Below are 18,958 nucleotides of genomic sequence, written 5' to 3'. Positions count from 1 at the left end.
AGCAATCGCTCAAACGTGATTCGGGAGAGGCGGAGATCGATGGGGCGCGGGCTGTACATCGAGGTCCACATCCGAGCCGACCTCGACACGGTGTGGAAGTTCACCCAGGACCCGGCCCTGCACCAGCGCTGGGACGCGCGGTTCAGCACCATCGAATACCTGCCGGGCACCAGCCCGCAGCGTTTCCGCTACGCGACCCGGCTCGCCCCCGGCCTCACCGTGGCGGGCGAAGGCGTCACCGCCGGCGAAAGCTTCCGGCCGGACGGCACCCGCACCTCCGCGCTGCGCTTCCACTCCCCGCTGATGACCGGCTCCGGCTACTGGCGCTACGTGCCCACCCCCACCGGGGTGCGTTTCCTGACCGGGTACGACTACACGCCGCGCTGGCCCGTGCTCGACCTGGTCATGCGGCCGCTCATGGGCTGGGCGACCGCCTGGTCGTTCGACCGCCTGCGCATCTGGCTGGAGAACGGCGTCCCGCCCCGGCGCTCGCCGCTGCGGCTGCTCCCCCGCTGGGGCGCGCCGTCGGCCCGCCGCTGCCTACGTGTCCCGCCGGACCGGACCGCCGGCCGCGCCCCTTCCCTCTTGGAGGCACTGTGAACTCCCTGTTCCACACCGCGCTCGGCGCCGAATTCGACCGCCTGCACCCGCGCATGCGCGAGCGCTTCGGCTTCACCAGCACCGACGGGCGCGGCTGCGTCGGCCACGGCGTCATGGACCGCATCTGGCGCGGGCCGGCGTACACCCGGCCGTTTCTCGCGCTGGGCACCATGCGCAACATCATGTTTCCGGAGCAGGGCCGCAACGTGCCCTTCACCATCGAGAACTACGCCTACGCCGACTCCTACGGCCGCGAGACGCTCACCTTCGTACGCACCTTCGAACTGCCCCGGCGGCGCCGCCGCTTCGACGCCACGATGGTCTGGGACCCGCACCGGGAGGTGATCGTCGACTACCTCGGCACCCACCAGCACATCGCCGCGGACCTGCATCTGCGCGTCGACGAGCAGGGCGGGCTGCACCTGCGCAGCGGGCAGATGCGCTTCCGCGGCCCCGGCGTCGACACCGCCCTGCCGGCGGCCGCCACCGCGGTCGCCGAGGTCCACGAGCGCTACGACGACGCGGCCGACGTCTTCCGCATCGACGTGCGGGTGGTCAACCCGTGGTTCGGGCCGGTGTTCGGCTACACCGGCGCGTTCACCGTGCGCTACGTGGACACCGAAGCCACCCCGGTGCCCGCCTCGGTCAAGCCCTACCGCGAGCAGGCCCGGTACTGACCGCTGCGACACGGCCGCCATCGCTGCGCCGGGTGAACACTCACGACGACCGGTTCGGGGGGTGCCGAGCGCTTCCCCGTCGAAATATAACTACGGGGTGAAGTGGCCTCGTCTCCGCGTGTCACTGCTCTGCTGCCTGCTGCTGTCCGGATGCATGCCGCAGGAGATCCCCGACCTGGTGCCACTGCCCGCGCCCGCGACGGCGGCCGCCTCCCCGCCCGCCGGGGCGCTGCAGGCCGCCCTGCTCACCGCGGCGGACCTGCCCGCCGGGTTCGTCCACTTCGACTACTTCGAACAGCCGACCAGCGGGGCGACGGGCTGCGCCGGTGACTTCGACCCGCCGAAACCTGATGCGGTCACCCAGTTCCGGCGCGGCGAGACCGGGCCGTTCGTACACACCACCCTGACCCGGCTCAGCGTCGCGGACGCCACCGCCCAGATGCAGGCGGCGCGCCGCTTCACCGAGCAGTGCCCGTCGTACACCCTCCGGGACATGAACGGCACGCTGATGACGATTCGGATCACCACCGGATCGATCACCGGCCTCGGTGACGAAACTGTCGCGACCAGGTTCACCACCACCGCCGACGGCTACCCGCCGTTCCTGTCCGACCAGGTCCTGGTGCGCCGGGGCGGCCTGCTGATCCTGCTCGCCCACAACGCGTTCTACCAGCTCGACACCGCTGTCACCGCGGCCGCGGTCCGGGCCGCCGTCACCCGCGCCGAGAGGATCCCATGACACCCACCATCCACGAAGCCACCCGCTCGATCATCGACGAGATCGCGCCGGAGGAGGTCGACCTGCTCGGCGTGGTGTCGGCGGGGTTCTTCGGCAGCGCGAGCGGGCGGGGCCGCGCCGTGCGGTCCGTGCTGGCGGGCAGCACCGGCGACGACCCGGTCGGGTTCGACGCCGCGGCCGGCGCCGCCCTGCTCAGTGCCCTGATCCTGACGATTCTCAACGGGGTGGCCTGCGAGGTCCTGGCCGCCGGGATCACCACCCGGACCACCGGCTGGTGGCAGCGGCGCAAGCTGCGGCGGCAGTTGGCCGGCCGGGTCGCCGCGCAGGGCGCCGACACGCCGCTGCCCCAGCTGTCCAGCATGGACGCGGCCGAGATCGGCCGGTTGGCGTATCAGCTCGCCGTCGAGTCGAAGGTGGACCCGGAGCAGGCCCAGCGGGTGGCCAACCTGATCGCGGCGCGCCTGACCCGGCCGGCGTGATGCGGCCGGATCCGTTCGCGCTGCCCAGCGCCACCGGGGCCAGATTCGCGCTGCTGATGTTGAGCACCGTCGTCGGCTCGGTGCTGGTCTACCTGTGGCCCGCCGGGATGGCCGGCGGACGGTTCCGCGGCCCGCTCGCGGTGGACCGGGTCGGTTGCGTCAACGACGCCCGCCGCGGCGTGCTCGCCGTGGACGGGACGGCGCTGACCGAACGCTTCGGGGACTGCGTCGACCAGGCGTACCTGTCCGCCGTGGGACGGATCGCGCTGATGGTGGCGCTGCTGCTGGCCGTCGCCGTCGCGGCCTACCTGGCGGCCCCGTGGCTGGTGCGCCGCCGCGGGCCGGTGGTCCCGCTCGACGCGCTGGGCGGCGCCCCGGCCGACCGGGTCCGGGAGGTGCTCGCCGAGGCCGGGCAGCCGGTGCACGTCGACGTGGCCGCGCTGGGGTCGGCCACGGGTGCGCGCGCCTACGGGCGGCTGGGCCGGTACCGGCTGCTGCTGGACGCCGGGCTGCTGGCCCGGGGCGCACGCGACCCGCGCGCGCTGCGCGGGGTGCTGTTCCACGAGCTCGCGCACGTACGCAACCGCGACATCGACATCACCTACCTCACCCTGGCGCTGTGGTGGGCGTTCCTGCTCGCGGCGGCGCTCCCGGCACTGCTCTACGCGGCCGTGGAACCAAAGATGATCACCGAGGTGTGGTGGCGCGTCGGGCTGTTCCTGCTGGTGCTGTGGCTGGCCCGGACCGCGGTGCTGCGCTCCCGCGAGTACTACGCCGACGCGCGTGCCGCGGCCGCCAACGGCGACCCCGACAGCCTCGAAGCGGCCCTCGCCGACCGGCCCCGGCGCTGGTGGCGGCTGCTGTCCAACCACCCCGACGGCCCGGACCGGGTGGCGGCGCTGCGGGGCGAGCCGGTGCTGTTCCGGGTCGGCGCCGGGGAGGCGCTCGGCGCGGGCCTGCTGCTCGGCTACGCGTACCCGCTGCTGTCCTTTCTGCTCAGCAACCTCATGCCCGGCACGGCCTTCGTCCGGGACTGGGTGGTGGGACTGGTCCTGGGCGCGTGCGCGGCGGCGGCTCTGGCCGGGTCGGCCTGGCGGGCGGTCCAGCACGCGCTGGCCGAGCAGGCCGACCGCGCACCGGCGACGTGGCGGGCCGCGCTCGCGCTGACCGCCGGCGTGCTGGCCGGGCAGGTGGCCGTGCCGGCCATGCCGGACGTGGGCAGCTGGGCGATGATCGCCGGCGCGGAGCCGCTGTTCGGCGCGGTGACGGCGCTGGCCCTGCTCGTGCTGTGCCAGGTCTACCTGCGCTGGGTCGTGCTCAGCGCGTACACCCGGCTGCGCGGCACGCCACGACCGGGACGCTCGGCCGCGTTCGGGGTGACCGCATCGGCGGCCGTGTTCGGCCTCTGGGCGTCCACCTGGTTCATGGCGCTGGCCATGCTGTCGTCTTCCTATCCGACCTGGCAGACGTTGGGCATCGGAGTGGGCGCCGCGGTGCTGAACCCCGTGCTGGCCGCCTGCGTCGCGTGGGGCTGCCTGTACCCGCTCACCGGGCTGCTGCGCACCACCCGCGGCACCTGGCGCGCCTGGCTCACCGGGGTCGCGCTCATCGTCGCCGGTTTCCCGGCCGCGATGCTGCCACTGCACCCCTACCTCACCGGCCTGCTCCGCGACGGACGGTGGTGGACCGCGTTCCTCGTCCTGGGTGCGGCATCCGCCGCGGTCACCGCGGCCTGCGGGCTCCTGCTGGGCCTGTGGCGCGGTGGCCGCCGGCGGGTCGGCGAAGCGGCCGTGCTGGCGGGAGCGGCCGCGCTCACCGCCGCCCCGGTGCTCGTCGTCGAGCAGCTCGCCCACCTGGCCGTGCTGGGCTGCCCGGCGGGCGCAATGCCGCAGTGCCTGTCCCGGATGCCGGTGCCGCAGACCACCGGGCTCGGCGGGGCGATCCTCGCGATCGCGTCGGTGACGACGGCGCTGGCCGCGCTGTGTGCCGCCGCGGGCGCGCGGGCGGTGCACCGGCGCACCCGCACCGACGAGCCGTTCCGGCGGCACCCGGCACTGGTCGCCACGGCACTGCTGCCCGCGCTGCTGTCGGTCGCCGCGCTCGTGTGGACCGGCACCGGGACGTTCGTCGCGAGCACCGACTCCTACACCGAACTCAACGACGCTCAGGTGGCCGAACTCGACCGGTACGCGGCGGCGATCCGGCCGGGCAGCATCACCCGGCCGACCGCCTGCGCGTACAGCAGCAACCTCTCCTACGGGGTGGACTTGACCGAGCTGAACACCGTCTGGCTGTCCCGGCTGTCCACCGGGGCGGTCACTGCGGCGTCCTCCGACGACGTCGTGCTGCGCGCCCTGGGCGGCGAGGCGATGCGCGCGCTCTACGCCATGGACCTGCCCCGCAACAATCGCGCCAACCGGGCCATCGGCAACTACTGCGTCATCGTCGCGGCCGCCGAGCTCGTGTACGAGACCCGGCGGGGCAAGCCGGCTGCGTCGTGACGCGGGCACGCGTCGAGCATCGGGTGGCTGACGTGGCAGGCTACTGACCCGCGGCGGTCAGGCGACCCTGCGGTTCTCGATCTGGCCCCGCCACCCGCGGGCCCACCGGAACCGGTGTGCGGTCTGGTCGCTGCACACCGGGCCGGAGGACCCGCACCTGTTCCGTCCTACGGACGGTAGGCCTAGGTGACGGGGATGTCGCGGCGGCGCAGGGCCGCCAGTCCCGCCGCCGTCAGCCCGGCGGCGAGAACGGTCAGCACCAGCAGCGGGGTCACCGGCACGTCGGCCGGGCCCGGCAGGTGCGGGATGTGCGTGAACGGGGACACGTCCAGCACGATCTGGTCCAGCTGCAGCGCCGCGCCGATCTGGCCGAGCAGCACGCAGACCGACAGCGCCACCCAGCCGACGGCGGGCGACAACCGCGGCAGCAGCCCGTACGCCGCCACGGTCAGGCCGGTCAGCAGCCAGACCGCGGGCATCTGCACCAGCGCCGCACCGATGACCCGGGGCACCTCACGGCCGACGTCTCCGGTGCTCGCCCCGTACATCAGGCCGGCGACCAGGCCGGTGACCGCCATGACCACGGTCGGTCCGAGCAGTGCGAATGCCAGGTGCCCGGCCGCCCATCGCAGCCGGCCGACCCCGGCGCTGAGCACGGGTTCGCTGCGCAGGGCCGCCTCCTCGGTGCGCATCCGCAGCGCCGCCGAGATCCCGTAGGCGGCAACCGCGATCGCGGCGATGCCCATCGAGCCGCCGATGAAGATGTCGGACGCCACCGACTTGCCACCGATGCGCTCCATGATCTCGGTGAGCTGGCCGTTGCCTTCGAGCAGGCTGCTCGCGGTCTTGGCGACGCCGCCGAAGAGCACGCCGCCGACGACGCCGAGACCGATCGTCCAGCCGGTCAGCGAGCCGCGGTGCAGCCGCCAGGCCAGACCGAACGGGCTGCGTAGCGACGCGGGGGCCGCGGCCGGGCCGAGCCGCGGCGGGAGCAGGCCCGCGCCGACGTCCCGGCGGGCCGACAGGCGCAGGGCCGCCAGCACCAGGACCAGCGCGACGGCCGCGGTCAGCGCGAAGAGCCACCACCGGTCGTCGGTGTAGGCGTGCACCTTGTACACCCAGCTCAGCGGCGTGGCCCAGGCCAGCCAGGACAGGCCGCCCGCGGCGACGTCGCCGGTGCCGCGCAGGATGAAGTCGAGGCCGAGCAGCGCGCCGGCGATGCCGCGGGCCGCGCCGGCGCCGGTGGTGAGCTGGGCGGCGAGCGCGCCGATGGCGGCGTACAGGATGCCCGCGAACGCCCACGCCAGGCCCATGGCGAACGCGCCCGGGGCGGGGGTCTGCTGGCTGATCATGCCGAGCGCGACCAGGACACCGACGACCAGGCTCGCCCCGGAGACGGTGAGCACGGCCGCGGCCAGCGCCGCGTGGCGGCCGACGACCGCGGAGCCGAGCAGCTCCCGGCGGCCGGCCTCCTCCTCGACCCGGGTGTGCCGGATGACGACGAGCAGGCCGATGAGCCCCATGATGACGATGCCGGTCGCGGCCCGCCAGAAGATCAGCGCGCCGAGGCTGGGCTCGGCCGGCTTCTGGCCGTAGAACAGCAGCATGATGGGGCTGGCGGCCAGGGAGTCGATGTAGCCCTGGCGGCCGGCGTCGGTCGGGTACAGGCTCGCCGTGCCGGAGGCCAGGCCCATCGGCAGCAGGGCCATGCACAGCATCCAGATCGGCATCAGCACCCGGTCGCGGCGCAGGATCAGCCGGATCAGCGTGCCCGTGCCGGTGAGGGAGGTCATCGCTGCGACTCCGTCTCGTAGTGGCGCAGGAACAGCTCTTCCAGCGTCGGCGGCTGGCTCACCAGGCTGCGTACGCCGTGGGTGGTGAGCTGGCGCAGCACCGCGTCGAGCTCGGCCTGATCGACCTGGAAGCGCACGGTGCTGCCGTCGGCCTTCAGGTCGTGCACACCGGGCAGCTGGGCCAGGCCGTTCGGCGGGGTGGCCAGCTCGGCGGTGATGTGGGTGCGGGTCAGGTGGCGCAGCTCGGCCAGGGTGCCGGTCTCCACGGTGCGGCCCAGCCGGATGATGCTCACCCGGTCGCACAGCGCCTCGACCTCGGACAGGATGTGGCTGGACAGCAGCACGGTACGGCCGTTGCGGGTCTCCTCGGCGACGACCTGCCGGAAGACCTCCTCCATCAGCGGGTCCAGGCCGGAGGTCGGCTCGTCGAGCAGCAGCAGCTCGACGTCGGAGGCGAGCGCCGCGATGAGCCCGACCTTCTGCCGGTTGCCCTTGGAGTAGGCGCGGCCCTTCTTCCTCGGGTCCAGGTCGAAGCGCTCGAGCAGGTCCTTGCGCTTCTGGGCGTTCAGCCCGCCGCGCAGCCGGCCGAGCAGGTCGATGACCTCGCCGCCGGAGAGGTTGGGCCAGAGGGTGACGTCGCCGGGCACGTATGCCAGGCGCCGGTGCAGCGCGACCGCGTCGCGCCAGGGGTCGCCGCCGAGCAGCGTGGCGGTGCCTCCGTCGGCCCGGAGCAGGCCGAGCAGGATGCGGATCGTGGTGGTCTTGCCGGCGCCGTTCGGTCCGAGGAAGCCGTGCACCTCGCCGCGTGCGACCGTCAGATCCAGGCCGTCGAGGGCCTTGGCCTGGCCGAAACTCTTGGTCAGGCCGACCACTGAAATGGCGTTGTCCATGTTTTCGGACGTTACACTCGTTTCACAAGTTTGTGAAAGTATGAAAGCTACTGTCTTGACGAAATCTTGACGGAGGTCACGTGGCACACTCCCCGCCGCAGCGCGATGAGCAGGCGATGCGCAGTTTCGTCGAGCACATGGCCCGGCTGCTGGCCGACTGGGGCTTCCCCCGGATGGCCGGCCGGGTGGTGTTCACCCTGATGGCCGCCGACGAACGGGCGCTGACCGCGGCCGAACTCGCCGACCGGCTGGGCGTGAGCGCGGCAGGCATCTCCAGCGCCATCCGCTACCTGGTCCACCTGAACATGGTCGCCAGGGAGCCGGTGCCCGGCTCGCGCCGCGACCGCTACCGCATGGTCGACGACTCCTGGTACGAGGTGACCGTCGCCAAGATGAGCCTGCTCAAGACCCTCAGCGACGCCGCCGACCAGGGCGTCGCCGCCGCGGGCGGGCAGGACACCCCGGCCGGGGCCAAGCTCGCCGGGATGCGCGACTTCTACGCCTGGGTGCAGGACAACATGCCCGCACTGCTGGACCAGTGGGCCGAACACAAGGCCCGCCTGCGAAAGGCCGCCCCGACCTCCTGACGACCATCACCCGCAACCGGCCCCATCGCCGCCGGCACGCCGCGCGGGTCGCACCGGTCCGTGTTCACCGAGCTGGGACATACCCCTCGAGTGACTTTGCTCTGCACCCATTTGCTTGCTCTGCACCCGAATACGCAACGGGCGTGGACTGTTGCGCCGGTGGGTGCAGAGCAAGACTTTGGGTGCAGAGCAAAGTCACTCCGCAGGCATGTCCCAGCTGCGGGAACCCAGCCCGAGGGCGAGGGTTGTGCGGGCGAGCGGGCGAGCGGGCGGGCGAGGCATGGCGGCATCGAGGGTGCCCGCCCGGCCGTGGTAGCCGATGGGTGAAGGGCGCGCCGTGACCCGGGACCACCAGGTCGGCTGCGGAGCCGGAAAGGGGCGGCGGGACTGGGGGCCGCATGGCGGCGGGCGCGGAGATGGTGGCCCGGCGGGGCCGCTGGCGGCGTGGGGACGGCGCCTGGCACGCTGGCCGGAACGGATGGAACAGGGGTGGGCATGGCACGGCAGACCCGATGGGTGACCGACACATCGACCGGCCACGCCCAGCGGATGGCCGACCGCTTCCGCCAGATGGCGGCCGCGGGCCACGACCTCGCGGGCGAGGCACGTACGCTCGACGCGATCATCGCGCCCGGGTCGACGGTGCTCGACGCGGGCTGCGGCAGTGGCCGCGTCGGCGCGGCACTGGCCCAACGCGGCCATACCGTGGTCGGCATCGATGCCGACGCGACCCTGATCGAGGCGGCCCGCCAGGACTACCCGGACATCGAGTGGATCGTCGGCGACCTCGCCGAATTCGACCTGCGAGTGCAGGGGCAGCCCCGGCTGTTCGACGCCGCGATCCTGGCCGGCAACGTCATGCTCTACCTCGCGCCCGACACCGAGGCCGAGGTGCTGCGCCGGGTCGGCGCGCATGTGCGGCCCGACGGACCGGTGGTGGTCGGGTTCGGCACCGGACGCGGTTACGCCCTGACCGACTTCGATGCCCACGCCGCCGAGGCGGGACTGATCGTGGACCAGCGCTTCGCGACCTGGGACCTGCGGCCGTGGCACGCCGACTCCGACTTCGCGGTGACCGTGCTGCGACGGCCCGCCGCCTGACACCGGCGGACGGGCTCACACGCAGATCCGGTAGTACAGGTGCTCGCCCTCCTGGGCCGCGGGCACCGGCACGCCGGTGACCCTGGTCGGCGACACCTCCTCCGGCGGGATCTACTTCCCCTACTCCCCCGGCCTGACCCGCACCCCGTTCCTCAAACTGCCCGCCGGATCGACCAGGCCCACCGCCTGGCTGGCCCAGCAGCTGTCGCTGGACGCGTCCGGCATCGGCGGCGACTACGACCAGGTCTCGCACTTCCTGGTGTACGCGAACACCGGCTGGACGCGTACAACAACACGACCTTCACGGCCGTGACCACGACGGCGCTGCGGGTCGTCGCCCAGCTCAAGCCCGGCGTGTCCGGCGGGATCCTGCAGTGGAAGGTCACCGCCACGCCCGCGGTCGTCCGGCCCGGCGTCTGGTATCGCGTGCAGAACGCCAACAGCGGCAAGGTCCTCGCCGTGTCCGGCATGTCCACGGCCGACAGCGCCAACGTCGTGCAGTACGGCGACAACGGCACCGCCGACCACCGCTGGCGCCTGCTCGGCTGACGGTCGCACTCGGCGGTGCACCGGGCCCGGAGCCTGGCGCACCGCCGTACGGCGTCACCGGTCCGGTGGTGTCGCCGGTGCCGGGTCGCCGGTGCCGCCGTCCCGGGCCGGGCGGTGCAGGCCCTCGGTGAAGGCCCGGTCGGCGGCGGCCGCCTCGGCCGCGGTCAGGCCCGCGGGTGGCGGCACGGCGGGCAGGTTGAGCACCATCGTCAAACCGCCGCCGGGCGTCGTCTCGGGCAGCAGCGTGCCGCCCATCGCCTCGGCCAGGCCCCGGGACAGGGCCAGGCCCAGGCCGACACCCGTGTCGTTGTCGCGGTCGCCGAGCCGCTGGAACGGCAGGAACACGTGGTCGCGCTGCTCCTCGGGGATGCCCGGCCCGTGATCGACGATGCGCAACTCGACCACGTCGCCGTGCTCGCTCGCGGTGACCAGCGGCGGGCGGTCGGGCGGGCTGAAACGCAGCGCGTTGCTGACGACGTTGACGAGTACGCGTTGTAGCAGGCCCGGATCGGCGCGCACCGCCGACAGATCGTCCGGGATGCGTACGCGCACCTCCCGGCCCGGTGCGCCGAGCTCGTCGAGCGCCGTCGGCACGGCCTCGTCCAGCCACACGTCGACGGCGGCCACGCCCAGCGCCCCCGCCTGCAGCCGGCTCATGTCCAGCAGGTTGGCGACCAGCCGGGACAGCCGGTCCAGCGACTCGGCGGCGGTGGCCAGCAGCTCGCGGCGGTCCTCATCGCTGAACGCCACGTCGTCGCTGCGCAGGCCCTCCACCGCGGCGACGGCCGAGGCCAGCGGCGTACGCAGGTCGTGGCTGACCGCAGCGAGCAGCGCGGTGCGCATCCGGTCGGCCTCGGCCAGCGGCTTGGCCCTGGCGGCCTCCGCGGTCAGCCGCTCCTGGCGCAGCGCGAGCGCGGCCTGGGCGGCGAACGCCTCGATGATCCGCCGGTCGGCGGCGGCCGGGGTGGGACCCCGCAGGACCAGGGTGACCTGGTCGTCGACGGGCACCGCGGTGTCGCCCTGGGACGGGGTGAGGCAGGGTTGCCCGCCGACGGTCGCGGCCACCTGCCAGGCGGTGGGGTCGCCCTGGCAGTCCGGGCCGGGCCGGACGTCGTCGCGGCGCTCCAGCACGGTGACCGTGTCGAGCTGGAACGTCTCCCGCAGGTTCTCCAGCAGTGCCTGCAGCGGGCTGGCGCCGCGCAGCACGCTGCCCGCGACGGTGGCCAGGGTGTTCGCGTCGGCGGAGGCGCGGGCCGCTTCGCGGGTGCGCCGGGCCGCCAGGTCCACCACCGCGCTGACCGCGACGCCGACCAGGATGAACACGGCCAGCGCCAGGACGTTCTCGCGCTGGGCGATGGTGAAGTTGCGCAAGGGCGGGGTGAAGAAGTAGTTCAGCAGCAGGGAACCCGCTACCGCGGCGAGCAGCGCGGGCCACAGCCCGCCGATCAGCGCGACCACGACGACCATGGCCAGGAACAGCAGGATGTCGCTGGCCAGCGACAGCTCCGCGCCCAGGGTCTGCAGCAGCACGGTCAGCAGCGGCAGGCCGAGCACGGCGAGGCCGAAGCCGGTCAGCCGGCGGGCCGGGGACAGCGCCGAGACGCCGCTGCCCAGCAGCGGTCGGCGCCCGCGGCCGATCCGTTCGTGCGGAACAAGGTGAACGTCGATCGCGCCGGACAGCGCCGTCGTGGTCACCCCGACGCCGGGCGACAGGATCTGCGCCAGCCGCCCGCGGCGGCTCGCCCCCAGCACCAGCTGGGTCGCGTTGACGCCGCGCGCGAAGTCGAGCAGCGCCTGCGGCACGTCGGCGCCCGCGACCTGGTGGTACGTGCCGCCGAGGCTTTCGACCAGCACCCGCTGTTTGGCCAGCAGCGCCGGATCGGCTCCGGCGAGCCCGTCGGAACGCGCCACGTGCAGTGCCAGCAGGTCGGCCCCGCGGCTGCGGCCCGCGATCCGGGCCGCCCGGCGGATCAGGGTCTCGCCCTCCGGGCCGCCGGTGACCGCCACGACGACCCGTTCCCGGGTCTCCCACTGCTTGGCGATGTGGTGGTCGGCCCGATACCGGTCGAGTTGCTCGTCGACCTTGTCGGCCAGCCACAGCAGCGCCAGCTCGCGCAGCGCGGTGAGGTTGCCGACCCGGAAGTAGTTGCCGAGCGCGGCGTCGATCTTGTCGGGCTGGTAGACGTTGCCGTGGGCCATGCGGCGGCGCAGCGCCTCGGGCGTCATGTCGATCAGCTCGACCTGGTCGGCCTGGCGCACCACCTGGTCGGGGACCGTCTCGCGCTGCACGATGCCGGTGATCTGCTCGACGACGTCGTTGAGCGACTCCAGGTGCTGGATGTTGACCGTCGACAGCACGGTGATGCCCGCGTCGAGCAGCTCCTGGACGTCCTGCCAGCGCTTGGCGTTGCGGCTGCCGGGCACGTTGGTGTGGGCCAGCTCGTCGACGACGGCGACCTGCGGGGCGCGCGCCAGCACCGCGTCGACGTCCATCTCGGTGAACGCGGCGCCCCGGTAGTCCACGCTCCGGCGGGTCACGGTCTCAAGGCCGTCGAGCATGTCGGCGGTGTGCTGCCGGCCGTGGGTCTCCACGAAGCCGATCACGATGTCGGTGCCCCGGCCGCGGCGGCGCTGCGCCTCCTCCAGCACGGCGTAGGTCTTGCCCACGCCCGGCGCGGCGCCGAGGTAGATGCGCAGCTGTCCACGTGCCATCAGCCGATCATCCCCCGTGGGCCGGTTCGTCGTACGGGACGAACCGGTAACCCATTCCCGGCTCGGTGAGCAGCTGGCGCGGGTGGGCCGCGTCGTCTTCGAGCTTGCGCCGCAGCTGGGCCATGTACTGGCGCAGGTAGTTGGTCTCCGTGGCGTACTGCGGTCCCCAGATCTCCTGCAGCAGCTGCCGCTGGCTGACCAGCTTGCCGGGGTTGCGCACGAGCGCGCTGAGCAGGTGCCACTCGGTCGGCGTCAGCCGCACGTCGCCGCCGCCGCTGACCGGGCGCACCTGATGGCTGCCCACGTCCACGGTGTACCGGCCGATGCGCACCGTGCTCTGCGCCTCCGGTGCCGCGACGTGCCGGCGGGTCACCGCCCGGATCCGGGCCAGCAGCTCGTCGACCCCGAACGGCTTGGTGACGTAGTCGTCGGCGCCCGCGTCGAGCGCGTGCACCTTGTCCTCGCTGCCGGAGCGCCCGGACAGCACGATGATCGGCGCGGCCGACCAGCCGCGCAGGCCCCGGATCACGTCGACGCCGTCCATGTCGGGCAGACCCAGGTCCAGCACCACCACGTCGGGATGCGTCGCGCCCGCCACCCGCAGCGCCGCCGCGCCGTCGGCGGCCAGCTCGATGTCGTAGCCGCGGGCCTTCAGGTTGATCCGCAGCGCGCGCAGGATCTGCGGCTCGTCGTCCACGATCAGGATCTTCGTCATGCCCCGGTTTCCTCCCCCGCCACGGCCGCGCAGGCGTCCTCGCCGGGCCCCGCCTCGGGCAGCGACAGCATCGTGCTCAGGCCACCGGGGGTCGCCTCCCGGATCAGCGTACCGTCCATGATCTCCTCGATCCTCGTGCCGGGCAGGGGTGGGGAAGGGCACCTTCCGCTACGCATGGCGATGTGCCGAGCTGCTGCTCGTCGCGCCGGCGCGAGCCGACGATGCCCTTCCTTTCACTGGATGCGGTCCAGGGCCAGGTTCAGCTCGAGGACGTTGACGGCGGGTTCGCCCATGAAGCCGAGGGCGCGGCCGGTGGTGTGCTCGGCGATCAGGGCGGTGACCTTGTCGACGGGTACGCCGCGGGCCGAGGCGACGCGTTCGGCCTGGAGCTCGGCGTAGTCGACGCTGATGTGCGGGTCGAGTGAGCTGCCGCTGGCGGTGACCGCGTCGGCGGGCACGGCCGGCTGCTCGGGGGCGCTGCCCCGGACCGGGACGAGCACGCCCTTGCGGTAGTCCTCGCCGAACTTGGCGCACTCGACCGCGACGCCCTCGTAGCTGGGCAGGAACGGCGTCGCGGGGCAGGCCTGGTTGACGCTGACCGCGCGGGTGACCTTGCCGGACAGGCCGTCGGTGTAGAAGACCCGCAGGACCGCCCCGACGCCGTCGGCGGTGCAGTACGGCCGGGAGCCGTCCACGCCCTCCAGCTCGCCGACGGCCTTGCTGCGCGCGCAGACCTGGGTGAGCAGGGCCTGCTTGCTACCGTCGCCGTCGGCGGAGTTCGGGTCCAGGGCCGGGTCGCCGAGGGTGTCCTCGATGCTCTCCGGGCCGAGGTTGCCGGCGGCGGTGGCGTCGGGGTCGTATCCGGAGGCCGACGGGCGGCTCTGGAAGTACTTCTTCACCGGGCTGCCGTCGGCGTCGGTGAACGACTGGCCGATGAGCGAGCTGCCCACGGGCTTGCCGTCCACTTCGATCAGCGAGCCGTTCGCGTTGTCGCGGAGCCCGGGAAGCTGGGCCACGCCGGTGATGGCCAGCGGGTAGAGCAGACCGAGCAGCACGGTGAAGAAGACCAGCGCGCGGACGGCCGCCAGGTGCCGGGAGATCCAACGGGGAGTGCGCATCATGAGATCCCTGGGATGAGCGAGATGACCATGTCGATGATCTTGATTCCGAGGAAGGGTGCGATGATGCCGCCGAGGCCGTAGATCCACAGGTTGCGGGTCAGCAGCTTGCTCGCGCTGCTCGGCGTGTAGCGCACGCCGCGCAGGGACAGCGGGATCAGCGCGATGATGATCAGCGCGTTGAAGATGACGGCGCTGAGGATGGCGGACTCGGGGCTGGACAGCCGCATGATGTTCAGCGCGTCCAGGCTCGGGTACACCACCGCGAACATCGCCGGGATGATCGCGAAGTACTTCGCGATGTCGTTGGCGATCGAGAACGTGGTCAGCGCCCCCCGCGTGATCAGCAACTGCTTGCCGATCTCGACGATCTCGATGAGCTTGGTGGGATCGCTGTCGAGGTCGACCATGTTGCCGGCCTCTTTCGCAGCCGATGTGCCGGTGTTCATGGCCACGCCCACGTCCGCCTGGGCGAGGGCCGGGGCGTCGTTGGTGCCGTCGCCGGTCATCGCGACCAGCCGGCCGCCCTCCTGCTCCTTGCGGATCAGGGCGAGCTTGTCCTCCGGTGTCGCCTCGGCCAGGAAGTCGTCCACCCCGGCCTCGTCGGCGATCGCCTTGGCGGTCAGCGGGTTGTCACCCGTGATCATCACGGTGCGGATGCCCATGCGGCGCATCTCGTCGAAGCGCTCGCGCATGCCGGACTTGACGACGTCCTTGAGGTGGATGACGCCCAGCGCGCGGGCCGGCCGCCCAGGGACCAGCTCGGCGACCACCAGCGGCGTGCCGCCCTGGCCGGAGATGGCGTCCACGGCCGGGCCGACGTCGTCGGAGGGGTGGCCGCCGTGGTCGCGGACCCACTTCATGACCGCCGCGGACGCGCCCTTGCGGACCTGCCGGACGGTGCCGCCGTCGCCGCCGCTTGCGGGGCTCGCCGGCGCACTCCGCGCGGCGCCAGTGCCGTCCTCCGCCAGGTCGACCCCCGACATGCGGGTCTGCGCGGTGAACGGGATGAAGGTGGCGTGCGGCATCACGCCCTCCTCGCGGGCGCGCAGGCCGTACCGCTCCTTGGCCAGCACCACGATCGAGCGGCCCTCGGGCGTCTCGTCGGCGAGGCTGGACAGCTGTGCCGCGTCGGCGAGCGCCTCCTCGGAGACCCCTGCGGCGGGCAGGAACTGCCACGCCTGGCGGTTGCCCAGGGTGATCGTGCCGGTCTTGTCCAGCAGCAGGGTGTTGACGTCGCCCGCGGCCTCGACGGCCCGGCCGCTCATGGCGAGGACGTTGCGCTGCACCAGGCGGTCCATGCCGGCGATGCCGATCGCGGACAGCAGCGCCCCGATGGTGGTGGGGATGAGGCAGACCAGCAGCGAGACGAGCACGATGCCGCTGATGCCGTCCGGGCCGAACGAGGCGGTGTCCGGGGCGGCGGCCTGCCAGTTCTTGGCGTAGATCGCCATCGGCTGCAGCGTGACCACGGCCAGCAGGAAGATGACGGTCAGCGCCGCGAGGAGGATGTTGAGCGCGATCTCGTTGGGGGTCTTCTGCCGGTTGGCGCCCTCGACGAGTGCGATCATGCGGTCGATGAAGCTCTGTCCCGGCTGCTGGGTGATCCGCACGACGATCCGGTCGGACAGCACCTTCGTACCGCCGGTGACCGCGCTGCGGTCGCCGCCGGACTCGCGGATGACCGGAGCAGACTCGCCGGTGATCGCCGACTCGTCGACGCTGGCGATGCCCTCGACCACGTCGCCGTCACCGGGGATGACCTGGCCCGCCTCGACGACCACGAGGTCGCCCTGGGCCAGCGCCGACGCCGCGACCGGCTCCTCGCGGTACTGCGTCGCCGCGGCACCCTCGGACCAGCCGACCAGCCGCCTGGCCATGGTGTCCTTCTTGGCGCTGCGCAGCGTCGCGGCCTGTGCCTTGCCCCGGCCCTCGGCCACCGCCTCGGCCAGGTTGGCGAAGACCACCGTCAGCCAGAGCCAGACCGTGATCGCCCAGGAGAACCAGGACGGCTGCGTGATCGCCAGCAACGTGGTGAACACCGCGCCGACCTCGACGATCAGCATGACCGGGTTGCGCCACAGCGTCGCCGGGTTGAGCTTGCGCAGCGCGTCGGGCAGCGAGCGCCACAGCTGCTGCGGGTCGAGCAGTCCGCCGCCGACCTTTCGCGACTGCGCCCGCGGATTCTCCGATGCCACTGATGTGACAGTCATTTCTTATCCTTGTCTGTTTCTGCGCAGGCCGGATCACAGGCCTTCGGCCAGTGGGCCGAGGGCGAGTGCGGGCAGGAAGGTCAGGGCCACCAGGATCACGACGACACCGACGACCATGCCGATGAACAGCGGCTTGTCGGTCGGCAGCGTGCCCGCCGACGCCGGGGTCGGCGCCTGCCGGGCCAGCGAACCGGCCAGGCCCAGCACGAAGATGAGCGGCAGGAAGCGGCCGAGCAGCATGGCCAGGCCGAGCGCGGTGTCCCACCAAGGCGTGTTGACCGTGATGCCCGCGAAGGCCGAGCCGTTGTTGTTGGCCGCGGAGGTGAACGCGTACACGACCTCGGAGAAGCCGTGCGGGCCGACGTTGAGCTGCGTCTGCCAGTGGCCCGTGGCCATCGCGGCGGCGACGCCGGTCAGCACCAGCGCCGGGGTGATCAGGAAGTACATCGACGCGAACTTGATCTCGCGGGCGCCGATCTTCTTGCCCAGGTACTCCGGGGTGCGGCCGACCATCAGGCCGGCGACGAACACCGTGATCACCGCGATGACCAGCATGCCGTACAGGCCTGAACCGACACCGCCGGGCGCGACCTCGCCGAGCATCATGTTGACGATCGGCATCATGCCGCCGAGCGCGGTGTACGAGTCGTGGAACGAGTTCACCGCTCCGGTCGACGTCAGCGTCGTCGCGGCGGCGAAGGTCGCCGAGTTCGACACCCCGAACCGGATGTCCTTGCCCTCGAGGGCCGCCCCGACCGCCTGCGACACCGTGCCGGCGTGACCCAGCTCGAACACGTTGGTGAGCGCGACACTCGCGACGGCGATGATGGCCATCACGGCCAGGATCGCGTAGCCCTGCCGGTTGTCCTTGACCATCCGGCCGAAGACCCGCGGCAGCGAGAACGGGATGACCGTCAGCAGGAAGATCTCCAGCCAGTCCGTCCACGCGTTCGGGTTCTCGAACGGGTGCGCGGAGTTGACGTTGTAGAAGCCGCCGCCGTTGGTGCCGAGCTCCTTGATCACCTCTTGGCTGGCCACCGGGCCGCCGGTGATGTGCTGCTGCGCACCGGTCAGGGTGGACAGCGTGGTGCCGTCGGTCAGGTTCTGCACCACGCCCCCGACGAGCAGCACCACGGCCGCCACGACGGACAGCGGCAGCAGGATGCGCAGCGCAATCCGGGTCAGGTCGACCCAGAAGTTGCCGAGCTGCTCGCTCCTGCGCCGGGCGAAGCCGCGGACCAGCGCCACCGCCACCGCGATACCCACGGCCGCGGAGACGAAGTTCTGCACCGCCAGACCGGCCATCTGGACGAAGTGCGTCATCGCCGCCTCGCCGGAGTAGGCCTGCCAGTTCGTGTTGGTCACGAAGCTGACCGCCGTATTCCAGGCCAGGTGCGGGAAGACGCGCTCGCCGATCGGGGTCGCGAAGTCCGGCACCTTGAAGATCAGGTCCTCCAGGCGCAGGAAGGCGAACAGGCCCAGGATCGAGATCAGCGAGAACGCCAGAACGCTGCGGGCGTACACGCCCCAGGACTGCTCCGCGTCCGGGTCGACGCCGAGCACCCGGTAGATGCCGCGCTCGACGCGGTGGTGGCGCTCCCCGGCGACCACGCGGAACATGTAGTCACCGAGGTAGCGGTACGCGACCGCCAGCGCGGCGATGAGCGAGAGAATGAACAGCACTCCCGCGGTTGTCGTGCTCATCTGCGGACAGCTCTCTTCGATCGTCAGAACTTCTCGGGGAACAGCAGGGCGAAGACCAGGAAGACCGCCAATGCGCAGGCGATCACCAAGCCGATCAGGTTGGCCGTCACAGCCGCTCCACTCCTCGTACGACGAGGGCGAGCACTGCGAACAGACCCACCGTGAGCAGCACGTAAGCCAGATCGGCCATCACGCGCCTCCTCATCAATGCGTTGTCGGGTCGTCTGCCGGTCGTTCGCCGACCGGCGGGCAAGCCCGGACGGGAACGGAGTAATCGAACTCCCGAAAACGGCTCACGTGAGCGCTCTTGACGCCATCGCTACGACCGCCGCGGCTTTCTTGACGCGCCCCTGACAGCACTGTGACCTGCGCCGCCCCCACACCCCACCGCCGTCGGATCGGCGCTGCTGAGCGCGCTCGGACTCGTACTCGCCGAGAAGCTCCACTGACCGCCCCGAGCCCGGGCCACGCCTGGCAGCCGACCATCCCGGCCCTCGCGCTCCGCTCTTGCGCGCCAAGATCTCGTGTGTACTATCGAACTAGTACACTCATACACCAGTAGATCTGTCATGCGAGGTGG

The 18,958-nt window shown here is 72.3% G+C and carries 18 protein-coding genes; 9 read left to right on the top strand and 9 right to left on the bottom strand.

Translation table 11 applies throughout. From position 1 onward, the window contains the following. The first annotated feature begins 39 nt into the window (after positions 1–39). The 5 genes from FLL47_RS05615 (at position 40) to FLL47_RS05595 (ending at position 4,996) form a co-directional block, all read left to right on the top strand. Positions 40–600, top strand: coding sequence for an SRPBCC family protein (locus FLL47_RS05615; protein WP_144119323.1), 561 nt, complete (start codon positions 40–42; stop codon positions 598–600). Further along, positions 597–1,277 (top strand): DUF4166 domain-containing protein, encoded by a 681-nt coding sequence (locus tag FLL47_RS05610; RefSeq protein WP_144119322.1) that lies wholly within the window; start codon positions 597–599, stop codon positions 1,275–1,277. Before FLL47_RS05615 ends, FLL47_RS05610 begins: the two co-directional genes overlap by 4 nt. A 97-nt stretch (positions 1,278–1,374) precedes the next feature. Beyond that, positions 1,375–2,016 (top strand): hypothetical protein, encoded by a 642-nt coding sequence (locus tag FLL47_RS05605; RefSeq protein WP_144119321.1) that lies wholly within the window; start codon positions 1,375–1,377, stop codon positions 2,014–2,016. Then, positions 2,013–2,495, top strand: coding sequence for a hypothetical protein (locus FLL47_RS05600; protein ID WP_144119320.1), 483 nt, complete (start codon positions 2,013–2,015; stop codon positions 2,493–2,495). Before FLL47_RS05605 ends, FLL47_RS05600 begins: the two co-directional genes overlap by 4 nt. After that, positions 2,495–4,996 carry a M48 family metalloprotease gene (locus FLL47_RS05595; protein WP_246157579.1) on the top strand — a complete coding sequence of 834 codons (2,502 nt, stop codon included), beginning with the start codon at positions 2,495–2,497 and terminating at the stop codon, positions 4,994–4,996. The genes FLL47_RS05600 and FLL47_RS05595 overlap by 1 nt, the downstream gene beginning before the upstream one ends. A 182-nt stretch (positions 4,997–5,178) precedes the next feature. Here FLL47_RS05595 and FLL47_RS05590 read toward each other — a convergent pair whose 3' ends face one another. Next, the gene (locus FLL47_RS05590; protein WP_144119318.1) at positions 5,179–6,789 is read right to left on the bottom strand and encodes an ABC transporter permease; all 1,611 of its coding nucleotides are present in this window, start codon (positions 6,787–6,789) and stop codon (positions 5,179–5,181) included. Beyond that, the gene (locus FLL47_RS05585; RefSeq protein WP_144119317.1) at positions 6,786–7,679 is read right to left on the bottom strand and encodes an ABC transporter ATP-binding protein; all 894 of its coding nucleotides are present in this window, start codon (positions 7,677–7,679) and stop codon (positions 6,786–6,788) included. The genes FLL47_RS05590 and FLL47_RS05585 overlap by 4 nt, the downstream gene beginning before the upstream one ends. A gap of 80 nt (positions 7,680–7,759) precedes the next feature. On the opposite strand from FLL47_RS05585, the gene FLL47_RS05580 reads away from it, so the two are divergent. The 4 genes from FLL47_RS05580 (at position 7,760) to FLL47_RS43900 (ending at position 9,916) form a co-directional block, all read left to right on the top strand. Further along, complete coding sequence (locus FLL47_RS05580) at positions 7,760–8,266, top strand: GbsR/MarR family transcriptional regulator (RefSeq protein ID WP_246157561.1); 507 nt, start codon at positions 7,760–7,762, stop codon at positions 8,264–8,266. Between the two features lie 495 nt (positions 8,267–8,761). After that, positions 8,762–9,367: a class I SAM-dependent methyltransferase gene (locus FLL47_RS05575; protein WP_144119316.1), complete on the top strand. Its 606-nt coding sequence runs from the start codon at positions 8,762–8,764 to the stop codon at positions 9,365–9,367. A 76-nt stretch (positions 9,368–9,443) separates the two neighbouring features. After that, entirely contained in the window at positions 9,444–9,680 is a 237-nt protein-coding gene (locus tag FLL47_RS43905) for a hypothetical protein (RefSeq protein ID WP_246157558.1), read from the top strand. Continuing rightward, positions 9,677–9,916 (top strand): RICIN domain-containing protein, encoded by a 240-nt coding sequence (locus tag FLL47_RS43900; RefSeq protein WP_246157556.1) that lies wholly within the window; start codon positions 9,677–9,679, stop codon positions 9,914–9,916. The genes FLL47_RS43905 and FLL47_RS43900 overlap by 4 nt, the downstream gene beginning before the upstream one ends. Positions 9,917–9,970: 54 nt before the next feature. Here FLL47_RS43900 and FLL47_RS05565 read toward each other — a convergent pair whose 3' ends face one another. The 7 genes from FLL47_RS05565 to kdpF form a co-directional block, all read right to left on the bottom strand. Next, positions 9,971–12,628 carry a sensor histidine kinase gene (locus FLL47_RS05565; RefSeq protein ID WP_144119315.1) on the bottom strand — a complete coding sequence of 886 codons (2,658 nt, stop codon included), beginning with the start codon at positions 12,626–12,628 and terminating at the stop codon, positions 9,971–9,973. A gap of 7 nt (positions 12,629–12,635) precedes the next feature. Beyond that, positions 12,636–13,343 (bottom strand): response regulator, encoded by a 708-nt coding sequence (locus FLL47_RS05560; protein WP_144119314.1) that lies wholly within the window; start codon positions 13,341–13,343, stop codon positions 12,636–12,638. After that, the gene (locus tag FLL47_RS44650; RefSeq protein ID WP_281286659.1) at positions 13,340–13,462 is read right to left on the bottom strand and encodes a hypothetical protein; all 123 of its coding nucleotides are present in this window, start codon (positions 13,460–13,462) and stop codon (positions 13,340–13,342) included. Before FLL47_RS44650 ends, FLL47_RS05560 begins: the two co-directional genes overlap by 4 nt. Positions 13,463–13,576: 114 nt before the next feature. Next, positions 13,577–14,461, bottom strand: a complete 885-nt coding sequence (locus FLL47_RS05555; RefSeq protein ID WP_144119313.1) for a potassium-transporting ATPase subunit C — start codon at positions 14,459–14,461, stop codon at positions 13,577–13,579. Next, positions 14,461–16,674, bottom strand: a complete 2,214-nt coding sequence (kdpB, locus tag FLL47_RS05550) for a potassium-transporting ATPase subunit KdpB (protein ID WP_144119312.1) — start codon at positions 16,672–16,674, stop codon at positions 14,461–14,463. Before kdpB ends, FLL47_RS05555 begins: the two co-directional genes overlap by 1 nt. A 33-nt stretch (positions 16,675–16,707) precedes the next feature. Next, a complete protein-coding gene (gene kdpA / locus FLL47_RS05545; RefSeq protein WP_144119311.1) occupies positions 16,708–18,378 on the bottom strand; it encodes a potassium-transporting ATPase subunit KdpA in 1,671 nt (556 codons plus the stop codon). Between the two features lie 23 nt (positions 18,379–18,401). After that, positions 18,402–18,488, bottom strand: a complete 87-nt coding sequence (gene kdpF, locus FLL47_RS45120) for a K(+)-transporting ATPase subunit F (RefSeq protein ID WP_144119385.1) — start codon at positions 18,486–18,488, stop codon at positions 18,402–18,404. Positions 18,489–18,958 lie beyond the last annotated feature (470 nt).

The sequence above is a fragment of the Catellatospora sichuanensis genome (genome assembly GCF_007483665.1).
Classification (GTDB): domain Bacteria; phylum Actinomycetota; class Actinomycetes; order Mycobacteriales; family Micromonosporaceae; genus Catellatospora; species Catellatospora sichuanensis.
Note: the sequence above shows the minus strand (reverse complement) of the source record. Positions and strands in the feature narration are given on the sequence as shown.